General features: G+C 35.8%; 12 protein-coding genes. 6 read left to right on the top strand and 6 right to left on the bottom strand.

Going from position 1 to position 15,502, the window contains the following annotated elements; all coding sequences use genetic code 11:
- The first annotated feature begins 3 nt into the window (after positions 1–3).
- The 3 genes from A9G12_RS07975 to dnaB are packed head-to-tail and all read left to right on the top strand — an operon-like array spanning position 4 to position 3,242.
- Positions 4–1,008, top strand: a complete 1,005-nt coding sequence (locus A9G12_RS07975) for an aspartate-semialdehyde dehydrogenase (protein ID WP_065565314.1) — start codon at positions 4–6, stop codon at positions 1,006–1,008.
- Positions 995–1,786 (top strand): tRNA pseudouridine(38-40) synthase TruA, encoded by a 792-nt coding sequence (gene truA / locus A9G12_RS07970; protein ID WP_065565313.1) that lies wholly within the window; start codon positions 995–997, stop codon positions 1,784–1,786. The genes A9G12_RS07975 and truA overlap by 14 nt, the downstream gene beginning before the upstream one ends.
- A 46-nt stretch (positions 1,787–1,832) precedes the next feature.
- A complete protein-coding gene (gene dnaB / locus A9G12_RS07965) occupies positions 1,833–3,242 on the top strand; it encodes a replicative DNA helicase (protein WP_065565605.1) in 1,410 nt (469 codons plus the stop codon).
- A gap of 24 nt (positions 3,243–3,266) precedes the next feature.
- On the opposite strand, the gene A9G12_RS07960 is transcribed toward dnaB, so the two are convergent.
- Genes A9G12_RS07960 through A9G12_RS07945 form a run of 4 tightly spaced genes read right to left on the bottom strand, consistent with a single transcriptional unit; the run spans position 3,267 to position 6,741 of the window.
- Positions 3,267–4,121, bottom strand: a complete 855-nt coding sequence (locus tag A9G12_RS07960) for a metal ABC transporter permease (protein WP_065565312.1) — start codon at positions 4,119–4,121, stop codon at positions 3,267–3,269.
- Positions 4,118–4,984: a metal ABC transporter permease gene (locus tag A9G12_RS07955; RefSeq protein WP_065565311.1), complete on the bottom strand. Its 867-nt coding sequence runs from the start codon at positions 4,982–4,984 to the stop codon at positions 4,118–4,120. Before A9G12_RS07955 ends, A9G12_RS07960 begins: the two co-directional genes overlap by 4 nt.
- Positions 4,985–5,881, bottom strand: a complete 897-nt coding sequence (locus A9G12_RS07950; RefSeq protein ID WP_065565310.1) for a manganese/iron ABC transporter ATP-binding protein — start codon at positions 5,879–5,881, stop codon at positions 4,985–4,987. It abuts the gene before it with no gap.
- Positions 5,881–6,741, bottom strand: a complete 861-nt coding sequence (locus A9G12_RS07945) for a metal ABC transporter substrate-binding protein (RefSeq protein WP_065565604.1) — start codon at positions 6,739–6,741, stop codon at positions 5,881–5,883. Before A9G12_RS07945 ends, A9G12_RS07950 begins: the two co-directional genes overlap by 1 nt.
- A 604-nt stretch (positions 6,742–7,345) precedes the next feature.
- Here A9G12_RS07945 and A9G12_RS07940 point away from each other — a divergent pair.
- The 3 genes from A9G12_RS07940 (at position 7,346) to A9G12_RS07930 (ending at position 10,904) form a co-directional block, all read left to right on the top strand.
- On the top strand, positions 7,346–7,672 hold the full coding sequence (locus tag A9G12_RS07940; protein ID WP_065565309.1) for a hypothetical protein: 327 nt from the start codon (positions 7,346–7,348) through the stop codon (positions 7,670–7,672).
- Positions 7,673–8,156: 484 nt separating this feature from the next.
- Positions 8,157–9,077, top strand: coding sequence for an L-lactate dehydrogenase (locus tag A9G12_RS07935; RefSeq protein ID WP_065565308.1), 921 nt, complete (start codon positions 8,157–8,159; stop codon positions 9,075–9,077).
- Positions 9,078–9,542: 465 nt separating this feature from the next.
- The gene (locus tag A9G12_RS07930) at positions 9,543–10,904 is read left to right on the top strand and encodes a hypothetical protein (protein WP_141674125.1); all 1,362 of its coding nucleotides are present in this window, start codon (positions 9,543–9,545) and stop codon (positions 10,902–10,904) included.
- A gap of 240 nt (positions 10,905–11,144) precedes the next feature.
- Here A9G12_RS07930 and A9G12_RS07925 read toward each other — a convergent pair whose 3' ends face one another.
- Positions 11,145–12,122, bottom strand: coding sequence for a Gfo/Idh/MocA family protein (locus A9G12_RS07925; RefSeq protein ID WP_065565306.1), 978 nt, complete (start codon positions 12,120–12,122; stop codon positions 11,145–11,147).
- A gap of 255 nt (positions 12,123–12,377) precedes the next feature.
- Entirely contained in the window at positions 12,378–15,452 is a 3,075-nt protein-coding gene (locus A9G12_RS07920) for an autotransporter outer membrane beta-barrel domain-containing protein (protein WP_065565305.1), read from the bottom strand.
- Positions 15,453–15,502 lie beyond the last annotated feature (50 nt).

Genomic DNA, 15,502 nt, shown 5'->3' with positions numbered 1-15,502 from the left:
ATTATGTCTGCATGGAATATTGCCATTGTCGGTGCCACAGGGCAAGTTGGTTCTGCGTTAGTTGAATTATTACAGCAACGCGCAATAGAAATTGAAAATTTATTTTTAGTTGGGAGTGATAATAGTGCTGGTGAAATAGTTCGCTTTGCCGGTAAAAACCTGACGGTTATTGATAGTAGCAAAATGGAATGGACTGAGTGCCATTTTGCCTTTTTTGTTGCCGGGACTGAAACTAGCGAAAAATATGCCCAAGTTGCAGCCCAATCAGGGTGCATAGTGATTGACGCTAGTGGTTATTTTGCTCAGCAAGATCACATTCCATTATTGGTACCGCGAGTGAATAATAATGTGTTAACAGAATACCGGAATGAAAATATTATTGCGGTGGCAAGTGCTACAGTATGTCAGTTATTACGATCAGTGGCATCGTTAACCAATATTGAACAATTAACTAATTTGCATATGACTAGTTTTATTCCAGCATCATTGTATGGTAAAAACGGAGTAAATGAACTGGCTGGGCAAAGTGCCAGATTACTAAATGGTATGCCAGTTGATAACGAGTTATTTGACCAACAATTGGCATTTAACTTACTACCGGTTTTGCATCAAAACAACGATTCACTATTAGGTGAACAACCACAAGTTGACCAAATCCGTAAGGTTATTTGTAATTATGATTTGGCGGTATCAATTGAATCAGTGGTGGTGCCAGTTTTTTATGGTCTTGCCCAAGCGGTTAATGTCAGTAGTAGTCTACCGATTGAATTAGATACGGCACGCGTTAGTGATTATGGTGTTGAGCTACATGAAGGCAAGTTACCTACACCTGTTACCCAAGTTAGCAATGAGGCAGAGCAAACTCTAGCGATTAAAATCGCCAATTTACGGCACAGTTATGGTAATTATGAGCAAATTCAATTTTGGTCAGTTGCTGACAATGTTCGTTATTTAGGCGCATTAATGTTGATTGAGACGTTAGAGATCCTCATTGATGACTACCTGTAAAATTGCCTTGGGGATTGAGTATGATGGCAGTGACTATTTTGGTTGGCAACGTCAGCAGTCGGTTGACTCCATTCAACAAAGGTTAGAAACCGCCTTATCAATCGTGGCTAACGAAACCATCAACTTATTTTGTGCTGGTAGAACCGATGCCGGCGTGCATGCTACCGGCCAAGTGGTGCATTTTGTGACCAATGCTACGCGATCAGCAAGTGCCTGGACTATGGGGGTAAATTCGCATTTACCTCACAATATAGCTGTGCGCTGGTCAACACCAGTTGCCGATAGTTTTCATGCCAGACATAGCGCCACAGCTAGACGTTATCGTTATGTGATTTATAATCATCGTTACCGCCCGGCAATTTTAGCTAAAGGCGTTACGCATTATTATTTACCGTTAGATGCAAGCTTAATGCACCAAGCTGCACAGCACCTATTAGGTGAAAATGATTTTTCATCTTTTCGAGCGGCTCAATGTCAGTCACTAACACCATGGCGTAATATTCATCATATTAAGGTGACACGGCAAGGTGAATACATTATAGTCGATGTTAAAGCCAATGCATTTGTGCATCATATGGTGCGTAATATTGTTGGTAGTTTATTAGAAGTGGGTTGTGGTAATAAACCGCCAATATGGATTTTAGAGCTGTTGCAAGCTAAAGACAGAACTCTAGCTGCAGCCACAGCCAAACCCGAAGGGTTATATTTGGTTCAGGTAGATTACCCACCAGAATACCAAATACCTGAGCAGGCTTTAGGACCATTATTTTTACACTAAGCATTACTGCTTAGATAGGAATTAAACATAGAGAAAAATGAATGCAATGAATACTGATGAAATAAATACCAGTAAAGATGCGAAAAAATCAAATCTGCACAATTTAAAATTACCACCGCATTCTATTGAAGCAGAACAAGCGGTATTAGGCAGTTTAATGATTGACAATCAACGTTGGGATACAGTTGCTGAGATGATTACTGAGCGTGATTTTTATTCTCGCCATCACCAATTGATTTTTTCCGAAATGCATACCTTGATTAGTAAAGGTACGCCGATTGATTTAATTACATTGTCTGAAAGCTTGGAAAGCAAAGGTGTATTAGCTGATGTTGGTGGCTTTGCCTACTTGGCTGAGCTTTCTAAAAATACGCCTAGTGCCATTAATGTTGTGGCTTATAGTGATATTATACGTCAACAAGCTATTTTACGGGAATTGATTAGTGCTTCCAATGAAATTGCTGATAACTGTTATTCCCCCGAAGGGCGCGATAGTACTGAAATTTTAGATTTAGCCGAAAGCAAAATCTTCCAAATTGCTGAAAGCCGTACTAAACAAGGGGAAGGCCCTAAAAGTATCACTGAAGTGTTGGAAACAACAGTGGCTAAAATCGAAGAACTCTTCCAACGTCCGCATGATGGTGTGACGGGTGTAGCTACCGGGTTTATTGATTTGGATAAAAAGACTGCAGGTTTGCAGCGTTCAGATTTGATTATTGTTGCCGCGCGCCCATCCATGGGTAAAACCACTTTTGCCATGAATTTGTGTGAAAATGCAGCGATGATGCAAGAAAAACCAGTGTTAATTTTTAGTTTGGAAATGCCTGCAGATCAAATCATGATGCGTATGTTGGCATCATTGTCACGCGTTGATCAAACCCGCATTCGAACAGGTCAATTGCAAGATGATGATTGGGCGAGGATTTCTAGTACTATGGGGTTATTGCTGGAGAAAAAGAATATCTATATTGATGATTCCTCTGGTTTAACACCAATGGAATTACGTTCACGAGCTCGGCGAATTTATCGTGAACATAAAGGTTTAAGCATGATCATGGTTGATTATTTGCAATTAATGCGAGTACCTAATATCTCCGAAAATCGTACTTTAGAAATTGCTGAAATCTCGCGTTCATTAAAAGCATTAGCCAAAGAGTTACAAATTCCGGTAGTGGCACTTTCACAACTTAATCGTAGCTTAGAACAGCGTGGTGACAAACGGCCGGTAAACTCGGATCTACGTGAATCCGGCTCAATCGAACAAGATGCGGATGTGATCATGTTTATCTATCGCGACGAAGTATATAATGAAGCTTCCGAGCACAAAGGTATTGCCGAAATTATTTTAGGCAAACAACGTAATGGTCCAATTGGTAAAGTCCGTTTAAAATTCCAAGGTCATTTCTCACGCTTTGACAACTATGCTGATGCTAGTAAATATTTAGATGATGAGTAAGTCATCATCTAAATACTAATAACTTTATGCCGGATTAAACCTATTGCTTTGCTTGACGTGATTAACAATAAGACGATAACACTGAGCCAAGATAAAAATAGTTGCTTGTAAAATAACAATACAGGCACCAGTAGCACCATCAATATAAAAACTAATCAAAGTCCCGGTCACTGTTGAAAATACCGAAACAATAATCGCAATAATTAACATTAATTCAAAACGTTTGCATAATAAAAAGGCGGTGATGCCGGGTGCAATTAACATGGCGATAACCAATATCACGCCAACAGCTTGTAGCGAGGCTACAATAGTTAAGGCCAAAACGCTAAGTAAGCCATAATGCAAAATTTTGACAGGTAAACCGATCACTTTAGCTTGTACTGGATCAAAACAAAATAGCATCAGATCACGGCGTTTAATAATCACTAAAATTGAAACGATAATCGCAATAGTCAATATCTGGCCTAATTCGGCGTAAGTGGTACCCAGTACATTACCGAATAAGATGTGATTTAAGTGTTGCGAAGTGTCGACCTTAGAAAATAGTACTAAGCCAAAGGCAAACATCCCTGAAAAAACAATCCCCATAACGGTATCTTCTTTTACGCGGCAGTTTTCTTTAATGTAACCAGTGGCTACCGAACAGCATAAGCCAGAAGCAAAAGCGCCAATAATAATCGGAATACCAGCTAAATAAGCCAGCACAATACCCGGTAGTACTGCATGTGAAATCGCATCGCCCATTAACGACCAACCTTTTAGTACCAAAAAGCAGGACAACAAAGCGCACACAAATCCGGTAGCTAGTGCTGCTAAAATTGCCCGTTGCATAAAGGCATAGGTGAAAGGGTGGCTAATAAAATCCCATAACTCCATCATATATTGGCCGCCTTATTTAATTGGTTGCGCTTAATCCTTAATCGATTAGGAATCAAACCATGCTGTGGGGCAAACAGGAACGCAGCTATGAAAATAAGTGTTTGTAATGTCACGATTACACCACCAGTAGCACCATTTAAAAAATAGCTGAACCATGCGCCAATGGCACTGGTTAAGCCACCAATGATTACGGAAATAATAAGTAACCGCGAAAAACGATTAGTCAGTAGATATGCGGTTGCTCCTGGAGTGACCACCATGGCGATAACTAAAATAGCCCCCACGGTTTGTAGTGCCGCGACGGTACAAGCGCTTAAAATAGTAAAAAACAGGATTTTTAAGCGCAATGGGTTTAAACCGATCGATCGCGCATGTACTTCATCAAAAAAAGTCACCAGCAAATCTTTCCATAGAAAAAACAGTAAAATAAATGAGATTAAAATAATGATTTGTACTTGCCACATATCGCTATCGGCAATACCTAAAATATTACCAAAAATAATGGTTTGCACATTAACTGAAATTGGATTTAACGAAATAATTAACAAACCAATAGCAAAAAAAGTAGAGAAGATAAAACCGATAACGGCATCTTCTTTCAAACGCGTAAATGCACGAATAAGGGCAATGGCAAGGGCTGCCAACAACCCGGTGAAAAAAGCGCCGATTGAATAAGGTAGACCAAGGGCATAAGCACCGGCAACGCCAGGAACCACTGAATGCGAAAGAGCATCTCCCATTAACGACCAACCTTTTAACATTAAAAACGCCGATAAAAAAGCACAGGCCGCACCTACAATGCAACTTACCCATATCGCTTTAAGCATATAGCCATAAGTAAATGGCTCAAATAATAGTTCCATTTAGCCTTGTCCTTGTGGTTTATTATCAGTATGTTCAACTAGCAAATCTTGATGGGGTGAATCATGTTTACCTTCACCATAAAATATTGCTGCACGTTCATCATCCGTCAATACTGAGACTTTACGTGGATCGGAGTCCTCATGCAATTTGTCGCCAGATAAACTTAAATACCTCAATGTACCACCAAAAGTGGTCATTAAATTTTCTGGCGTAAACGTTGTTTCAGTTGGCCCAAATGCTAGCACCGTTTGATTAATTAACACCACTTGATCGCAAAATTCTGGCACGCTACCAAGATTATGGGTAGAAACTAAAACTAAATGCCCCTCGCTACGCAGATCCTTTAAAAGATCGATAATTGCATTTTCCGTTTTGACATCCACCCCAGTAAAAGGTTCATCTAATAACAGCACTTTACCCTGCTGGGCAAGAGCACGCGCTAAAAATACTCGCTTTTTTTGCCCTCCCGATAATTCTCCAATTTGCCGATGTTTAAACTCAGTCATATTGACGCGCTCAAGGGCTATTTCTACTTGTTTTTTATCTTCTTGACTGGGTATTCGCAGAAAAGACATATGCCCATAGCGCCCCATCATTACCACATCAGAGACCAAAACCGGAAAGTCCCAATCGACCTCCTCAGTTTGTGGTACATAGGCAATAATATTTTGCTTTAACGCTTGTTTGATGGGGGTATTATTTACATTGACATGACCCATAGTTGGGCGCACCATTCCCATGATGCTTTTAAATAGTGTCGATTTACCACTCCCATTAACGCCAACTAAGGCACAAATGGTGCCACCATTTAGAGTAAAACTGGCATCATGAATAGCTGTATGACCATTATTATAAGTGACGGTAATGTTATCAACATTTAAACAAATATTCGGCATTATTTTTCAAACCCTTTGGCTATAGTTTCTACAGTAACTTTCAATAAATCAATATAGGTTGGTACAGGCCCATCTTGGGTTGACAGCGAATCCACATATAAAACACCACCATATTTGGCATTAGTCTCTTGGCTTACCTGAATAGCCGGTTTATTGGAAATAGTACTTTCACTAAATACCACTGGAATATTGTTAGCTCTGACTAAATCGATCACATGTTTTACTTGCTTCGGCGTGCCTTGTTGTTCGGCATTAATTGGCCATAAATAAGCTTCTTTAAGATTATAATCTCGGGTTAAATAGCTAAAGGCGCCTTCACTGGTGACTAACCAACGCTGTTCTGCGGGGATTTTGGCTAAACGCTCACGCAATGGTGCATCAAGCGCTTTAATTTTGGCAGCATAATCAGTCGCATTTTGGTTATAAACATTGGCATTATCTGGATCGTACTTAACTAAAGCCGCACGAATATTATCAATATAGATTAGAGCTAAGGTAGGCGACATCCAAGCATGAGGATTAGGGTTACCTTTATAACTGCCTTCTTGAATTGGCATGGGATCAATACCTGCAGTTACAACCACTGCAGGGACATCTTTAATATCTTCAAAAAAACGTTCAAACCAACGTTCTAAGTTTAAACCATTCCATAACACTAAATCAGCCGATTGTGCTCTCACAATGTCTTGCGGGGTAGGTTCATATTCATGAATTTCGGCCCCAACTTTGGTGATTGATTCAACTGTTGCTGCATCACCAGCAACATTTTTGGCAATATCTTGAATAATGGTGAAAGTGGTAACCACTTTAAATTTTTTGTTAGCGGCTAAGGCTGAATTTGCAAATCCACAGCTAATCATCAGGAAAGTAAAAATTATTAAAAAGAATTTCTTTTGGTTTAGCAAGAAATTGAATCCCATTAGTCACTCCTGTTGTTTAAATATACTTAACAATAACGCTACTTTAAAATAAAACTAGTAATGCCTGAATCAAATTGTATTCATTATCAATTACACTAGTTACATTTACATTAAAAAAGCTATAAATATAATTCACTTAAATGGTAATGAGAATTATTATTATTTATAAAATAATTGTCAATTCCTTTTTTTTTGTAATGATATAAAAAATAATTAGTTAATATTTAACCTATTTTGGGAAAAAATCAATGAAAATAGCAGACAATTAGCACTATTTAATTAATCGGTTGTATGGTTAAGTTAAAAGGAAAAAAACGCACATAGATTCAGTTTGAAAAGTAAAAGGGAATAAGTAGGTTATGACATAATAAAGACAGTAGTTTTTGATTTTACCTAAAAGCTAACACATATAGTTGATGTCAAATATCAGCAGTACTCTGCAAATATGCAGAGCTGTAACTTAACTTGATTTAGGTGAGCAAAATAAAGGTAGAATTCAGCATGAATATTTAAATAGAATTTCAAACTCAAACTTTAAAAATATATGGCCATTAAAATAATGGGTATAAAAAACAATCTTATAGAAAAGGCTATAAAGATCATTCAGATAGATAATGATAATTGTGTTGTATTGTTAGATTTTTTTGATCCATTTTTTAAAGACAATAAACAATTAGCATCAAAAAATATTTTTTTGTTAGATAGAAAAGAAGATATCAAATGGATAGTTCACTCAGATTTATTGATTTCAGGAGGATTTGTTGACATTTTGTTTAAAGAAAATAATTTAAAAGCCGTAAGTTGGAATACAGGCTTATATAAAATAGATTTGGGGACAGGATTTGCTACACCAGAAATATTATTAAAATAGTTATATCGGCAAAAAAATCTTAGTCTGAAAACTGGGATTTTTGATTTTAGTCCTGAGATTAAAACTGCTCAGTAGATTAGGTACTAATTTTTTGTAACAACCACATTATAGATTAGAAACTAAATAACAAAAAATTTACTAGTTTATTAACCCTAACATATTCATAAACCCTTTCACAGAAAGACATTCTTGTAAAGAAGTTTCAGGTCAGCTATATGTTTTAATATAGATTTTTCTTATATTCAACATCTAAGTGCGAATTGAGTTAGTAAAAAACACACCTATTAAGTACGTGTATCTATCCGCAATCAATTATTTTCACTAATATTAATAGTGAGTTATAAATAATTACATAAGAAATTAACGATCTTGTTCTTGCTCGTTGATTATCTATAGGTATAAGATTACTTAAGTATTAGATGTCTTTTAAGTATTATTCGATTTTCAATGTTAATGGGTAAACTTAACTCAGATGAGGTGCAAAATGAAACTGCGTAAAGTGATGATTATTGGTGTGGGTAATGTGGGCTCGACAACAGCTTATACGTTTGTTAATCGTGGAATTTGTGAAGAAATTGCTCTGGTTGATCTTAATAATGATTTAGCTTATGGGCATGCCCAAGACTTATTAGATGCGGCGGCTTATCGACAAAATATGATTAAAGTTAGTTTGCGTGAATCCACTGATTGTGCCGATATTGATATTGCTATTATTACCGTTACTTCCGGGTTAGCACAAAAAAGTAGGGCAGAGGAGTTGGCAGGTACTTCCAAAATTGTTGCTAGTATTGTACCAAATATGATGAAAAATGGTTTTAAAGGTATTTTTTTAATTGCCACTAACCCTTGTGATGCCATTACTTACCAAGTTTGGAAATTATCGGGTTTGCCACGTCATAGAGTTATTGGTACCGGAGTGTGGTTAGATACGGTGCGCTTACGCCGATTATTAGGCGAACAGATGGATATTGGACCGCAAAGTATTGATGCTTTTATTGTTGGTGAACATGGTGATTCCCAATTCCCAGTGTGGTCACATTCATCAGTTTATGGTATCCAATTAAATCAATTAGATAAGAATAGGATTGATTTTGCGGAGATTGGAACGGCGGCAAAAAATAAAGGTTTTGAAATAGTTAAATATAAGCATTGTACCGAATATGGTATTAGCAGTACCATTACTGAAATTTGTCAGCATATTTTTACTAATAGTCACCGTGCTTTAGCCTTAAGTTGTATTTTGAATGGCGAGTATGGTTATAAGGATGTTGCTATTGGTGTGCCGGCTATTTTGGATCAACATGGCATTAAGAAAATCATAGAGCTTGATTTTTCCGATAATGAAAAACAGCTTTTTGCTAATAGTATTGGTATTGTCAAAGACTATATCGATCAGATTAAATAATTTTATTTCCTCCAGAGTGTTTGGCTAATTAGGTGTGGCCTATCAACAAACTATCGTAACATATAGGCAACACCAATTTTTATTAATCTTAACTAAAATTGCCACCCGATTTCAAAGATCTTTACAAATCTTTATAAAAATTCATTTTTAATAGTCTTTTTTCATATTTATACTACAAAATGATTTATGTAGAGATATTGATTTTATATATCTATTTAATCCGGATAAAACAACGAAAAAACAATAAAATTCAATTAAATGCTTGATTTTAAGGAAGAAATATGCTATCATATAACAAGGAAACAAGGAAACAAGGAAACAAGGAAACAAGGAAACAAGGAAACACTGGTAAACTATAATTTTTTTTCATATATTAACTGTTGTTTTTTAATTTTTTGTTTATCACTACCTAGTTTTTGTTTTGGTATTTTAAATGCAACAACTCAAAATGTTATTAATGGTAACTTGCCATATTTAACTTTTAATGATGGAATAACTAGAGAATTTAGTCCAAATGCTTTGGGTTTATTAAGAATAACTCTTCCTGATGGTACTTCACTTATCCCTACCGAACATGATGCTTATCCTGACTCTATTGTAGATACATCAAAAGCCGAAAGTCCTATAATAATTGAAAGTACAGATACTTTCGAAAATATTAAAACTTATGTTCCATTCCCTGCCGATGGTAATGATAATTATCCAAAAATCGATTTTGATCAGTTGGTCGTTGCGCCTTATAATTATTGGCAAGATGATGATGGCGATGAATTAGTACCTTCAAATTTATCTGAAATTAAGGGAGCTTTACAGGTAACATGGAAAGATAATCATGGGCGAGATATTAGTAGTAAAGTTAAATCTAATCCTAAGACAAAACCGTCCCCATGTGATGCACCGTATTCATTGACAGTTGAATTGAAAAAGGGAGTGATAAAAACAAAATATGGCAAACCTAGTCAATTGACTATTGATGATAATTCACATGTTTATTATTTTTACCCTAAAGTTGAAGAACCTATTTTTTGCTACGCACAACCTAATTTAACTTTTGGCGATGGGCAATATGCAGGCCCAGCTGAACAATGGGACCCTATGAATGGATTTAAATTGCAAAATATTAATAATCCTCAAAGTAATTTTCCAACGGTTGGCTCTAATAATTTGTTTTTTAAATTAATAGTAGATGGTATTACAGCAGCAGAAATTATTAGTAGCAATGGTTCGATCATTCAACCAGAAAGTGGTGAAGGTGTGACTTTAGAATTAACACCAGAAAATAATCAACCGCAAGGTAAAGTGGTTCGCGTTACATTACATGGGCTAACTGATTCTGCCCCTAATGGTTCTTTTAGCCCATCTACATTTAAAATTTTTGCAAATAAAAATGGCAACAATAAATTATTATATAATTTTACAATTAATAGATGGTTTATAGCACATTTAAGTTCATCTTCTTGGAATGGAGCTTCACGTTATTGCCCTAATTTAGCATCGTCCCCTAAATGGAGAGTACCTGATTCAGCCGATTACTCAAATGGCACTGGGTATGCTACAAGAAAAATAGCTTGGGATAATACAAATCAGTCCAGAAACAAAATGGGGGGATTAATGAATGAGTGGGGAAATCTGTATACCGATTATTATGCTGGAAGTGAATGGGAGGGGGATAGTCACCACACAGGTGTTTGGGCAACTGAATATACAGGAGGGGCAGGTAATTATTCTAGCCATAATGCTGCAAATCGTGATAATGGTCGAATAGATTGGCATTACGATTGGGATTGGTATGGAGGAAAAATAGCCGTTGCTTGTGTTACCCCATAAAGTGTTTATGTGATTAGTTGTTGTTAGCAGTGATAGCAGGTTATGACCCGTTATCACTGCTTTACTGTTTTTGCTTTTATTTTGTTGAATTTAATGTTGATTAATTATTTTCATAAAATAGAGTAGCAACCAATTTTCGCAGTGTTAATTCGTGGATGTGTTTCGATAAAAAAATAAGAAATACAACGACTATGTTATGGATTAATAGTTAGTGCATGTTTTTTGATTAAAATTAAATTACTATATGCAAGTAGGAAATACCACCCCGGTTTGTTGCCTTATTGTGGTAAGTAATGCCGATGATGTTAGTGAGTTACTTAAACCGTTATGCATAATTTGTCGCTGTAGGCATAGTTCGGCAAAGTAGTTTGCCTCGTAATACATTTCATTGCTATTTTGATTGACTGAAATATCTTGTAGCTCTGCTTGCCTTGGTTGATAACTTACTTGTTGGCAAACGGATAAATGGTTAATTATTAATGAGCCATCCTCCCCTTGAATTTCGCTAGGAATATAGGAATTACTTACTTTCGAATGCCAAATTATGACTTCAAAATCGTCATACGTCATGACTACCGAACCATGCGCATCAACACCTGATTCAAGCAAGGATGACGTTGCTGAAATAGTTGTTGGTTTACCCCATAAACCAATCGCGAAATTAAGTGGATAAACCCCAATATCCATTATTGAACCATTAGAAAATAATGGGTTGAAAGTATTAGGATTTTCACCTTTTAAATAACTAGGATAGCGGGAAGAATATTGACAATAATTTAAGAGTACTTTGCGTATTTTGCCTAATTTTGGTAAATAGTTGCGTACTTGCTGGTAGTTAGGTAAATGGTAGGTTTTTAGTGCTTCAAAAATTACTTGTTGCCGGTCAATGGCAATATCAATTAATGCCTTAGTTTGTTCTAAATTAGAAGTCAACGGTTTTTCACAAATCACATCTTTACCATTTTCGAGCATTAACTTTGCTTGTGCAAAATGCAATGAATTAGGGCTGGCAATATAGATGGCATCTATTTGAGGATTTTTAGCTAAACGAATCAGATCGGTATATATGGTACTAATATGATATTTTTTCGCAAATAGTTGTGCTTTATCAATACTGCGTGAGTAGACCGCTGACAATTGATATTTGTTGGTTTGCAGTGCTGCCTCAATAAACTTGTCAGTGATCCAATTGGTCCCGATTATGGCTAGTCTGATCATAATTTTAATTTTATTTGTAACCGTATAAGTAAACTATCTTATTATAAAAATATTGTCAGAGCACTAGGTGTTTATAATTGGTTATGCATTAATAGTAAGCATAATTGTTATTCAATTATAACAAATAACTAATTTTGTTTTTGCAAAAGACTGTTTAGTTAACAATTTATTAGTTATAAATATATCCACAAATAATGAGGATATATTTATAATTCAATACTATTAGTGATGGGTACTTTCCTTACTAGCATAATGTTAGAAAGAGTAACGGTAGCCACCATTAACTTGTAATAAATCAAATTTATGCCCTGATGAACTTTCTAAATCAAAATAAATGGTGTGTCGTTGATTAATATTTGCGCTTATACCCACACCATTATTCCACCAGCTACCTTTAAATGAGTGGTTTTCTTTGCTGTTATTTAATTTATAGTAAGTGTCACCATTAAATTCACTTACAATCCCGGTTTTAGCATACAGGTTGATATTACTATTTTCGGTATTAATTTCATAACCAAATAAAGTAGAAGCACGGCCGATTAAGGAGTTATAGTTGCTTAATTTGACTCGCAAACCATTAGTTGCATTTATCGAAGCACCATTTTGGTGGCTATAGGATAATTGCGTTTGTGGTTCAATATAAAACTCATTGAAATTAAATTTCTTACCTAATTCCATTGACAGGCCTAAACCATTGGTATGTCCGGTACCTTGAACCCTGTTATTTGCAGTGTCTTTGACTTTAAAATGATTGCGTTGGCGCGCATATTTACCCACAACATCAATGTAGAAGCCATTACTGCCTAAGTAAGTAGTGTAAAGACCAGTGTTGAATGAGCGTAACGAACCATCCCCTTTACGGTAATTAGGGGATCCATAAGTTTGACCGACAAACGCTCCAACAACAAAAGGAGAATCCTCAGATAACTGTTTATCGGCACCAAATTGGAAACCATGGTAGCTCATATCGAATTTACTTAATTTGCCACCAGCAAATGAATCTAATTTGCCAGAAAAACCACGCATCCATACATCACCAAATTTACCACTATTACGCATATCGCCTAAACGTTTTAATAGTGTTTGTGTTTCCACGTAGCTCATTAAGTAGTTGCCATTAAGGAATCCAGCGCTAGCATTGGCAGTAGTAGTAATTACCGGTTTATTCGGATTATCTGGCGTCACAGGGGTATCCGGGTTATCAGGAGTAACAGGATTATCCGGGTTATCAGGAGTAACAGGATTATCCGGGTTATCAGGAGTAACAGGATTGTCTGGGTTATCAGGAATAACTGGATTATCTGGGTTATCAGGAATAACTGGATCATCTGGCGTGACAGGAGTTGTTGGATTGTCCGGAGTAACTGGGGGATCAATCGGTTTACGACTACCTGTTAATACCCAGTTATTACCATCTCTATTTAAACTATATACATAGCCACCTAGTTCAACATCATGGGTTGTTTTAAAAGTTGCGGTATTAAGTGCATTATTATCTATTTCTACTAAAATTAGCTTTTCCTGACCATTTGTATTAGAAGCGCCATTATTGTTTACATTTATCGTATGCGCTCCTTCCGCAGAGTTAGTTACAATGATTTTATCATTCTGTTCTTCATAAATGTTTGTGCGAATATCAAAATTAGCTCCCCCTTTTAAATCCATAACAGTTAGTTCACCAAAGGAATCACTATAATGGATATCAGCAAATTTTATATTCCCGTTACCTGATAATTCAGTAATGTATGTTTTACTATTAGTTATATCCCAAGAAGCATTTTTAGCAAGAGCTATGTTTATTGTACCGCCAGTGGTGCGCTCATCATCGAACATATGATTATTTGCTCCTAGCTGCATTTTTGAGCCAGAGTCTAAATTAAGTTCAACTTTACCATCTTCAAACGTTTCAATAGCTCCAATAATTTGAGCTTTCTTATTAATTTGTATGCCGCCTTCATCGTGAGCAAAAATATAACCACTGATTATAGAGTCATTATTAATTTCTATTTTGCCATTGTATTCAGCAACAATGCTACCGTTAATTTCAGCATCACCATTTAAACTTATTTCCCCTTCATCCTCTGCATGAATAGAACCATTAATTATAGCCTTTTTATTTATTTCTATCTTTGCTTTATCATCAACAAAAATATTAGCGTCAATTTCAGAATCGTCTGTTATAAGTAGTAATGAATTTTCGTCCTCAACAGTAATATCTTTCGTAATTTTGCTTTTATTGTTGATTTCTATTAGTCCTTGTCCTCTAACATTAACTTCACCATTGATTTCAGATTCACCATTTAAAATTATCACTCCTTCGCTGGATGAAGACAGATTACCATCTATTTTAGATTTACCATTTATAATTACTTCTCCTTCGTAGAATGAAGAAATTGCATCATTGATTTCAGATTCTCCATCTATAACTAGCGATGAATTTTCACCCATAATACTAATTTCACCGTTAATTGTGGTTTTACTCTGATTCTTAATTTGTATTCTTCCATCTTCTTCAATAGTAATATTACCATTGATTACAGAGTCTCCTTGGCTTTCTAAATTTATTTTCCCATTAGCCATAGCGAAAAGCTCACCAGTAATTGTATAATCTCCATTAATTTGTATTTCTCCGTTATCTGAAACATAAAAAAGTTCGCTATTGATTTCAGCGTCGCCATTTAAAATTATCTTTCCTTCTCCTTCCGCAGAGAGCTCACCATTGATTACAGAGTCGCCATTTAAAATTATTTCTCCTTCTGCATATGCAATAAGATCACCGTTGATTTCAGATTCGCTATTTATACTTATTTTTCCTTTATCCCTTGCAGAAAGATTACCATTAATTATTGATTCATCATTAAGTTCTAATTTTCCATTATCAGTAACCTCAATACGACCATTGATATCTGCTCCTCCGTTTAAGATCAATGATGAATTATCAGTTATTTCAATTGCTTGTGAAAAGCTAGCATCAAGTGTAGTTTTACCATTAACTGTAACAGTATTAGGACCAGATAGATTAATAGCTGTTGACCCGTACATGTTATCTGGTCTTAGATTAATGGTAAGATCATTTTCGAAAATAGTCTTAGAAGGGGCTGCCTCAGTGTCTGAATTACCACTTATCCCCGTAAACATGTTATTTGATAATGAGTTTATGGAGACATTTTGTTCAAAAGTAGTATTACTACCTTCTTCAATAATTATACCTGCGCCAGCAGTAGTCGGGATATTAACCTCATCAGAATATATATTCGTTCCTTGTAAATTCAATGCAATGGCAGATAAAGGTGTCGACAAAGTTAAACCTAAAATTACTTTTTTGTGCATTATGCTAATTCCATATATATATCTTCATTCCAATAAGTGATTAATTTAAC

Origin of the sequence: Gilliamella sp. wkB112 (assembly GCF_001690685.1) — a bacterium.
GTDB classification, from domain to species: Bacteria; Pseudomonadota; Gammaproteobacteria; order Enterobacterales; family Orbaceae; genus Gilliamella; species Gilliamella apicola_J.
Note: the sequence above shows the minus strand (reverse complement) of the source record. Positions and strands in the feature narration are given on the sequence as shown.